We start from the raw sequence: 251 nt of genomic DNA, 5'->3' as shown, positions 1-251 counted from the left end.
ACCATCTCACTGAAAGCCTACGCCCAAGGGAGAGAGCGCTTCCAGGGCGCCACTATTGACTATCTTTGGCTGGACGAAGAGCCAGACGAGTCAATCTTCACTGAAGCTCTGACGCGAACAAACATCGCCCGCGGTCCATCTGTACTAACCTTTACGCCGCTCAAGGGCATGAGTTCAGTCGTTAAGCGTTACTTACTCGACAAGTCGCCAGACCGGGCCGTTGTCACGATGACCCTGGAGGATGCCGCCCA

General features: G+C 55.8%; 1 protein-coding gene. It reads left to right on the top strand.

Annotation, left to right across the window (positions count from 1 at the left end; translation table 11 throughout):
- Positions 1–251: terminase family protein (locus KVT28_RS25840; RefSeq protein ID WP_217551108.1), on the top strand; the 251-nt coding region annotated here is incomplete at both ends.

Origin of the sequence: Pantoea sp. GbtcB22 (genome assembly GCF_019091025.1) — a bacterium.
Taxonomy (GTDB): Bacteria; Pseudomonadota; Gammaproteobacteria; order Enterobacterales; family Enterobacteriaceae; genus Pantoea; species Pantoea leporis.
This window is presented reverse-complemented; position numbering and strand designations above follow the sequence as displayed.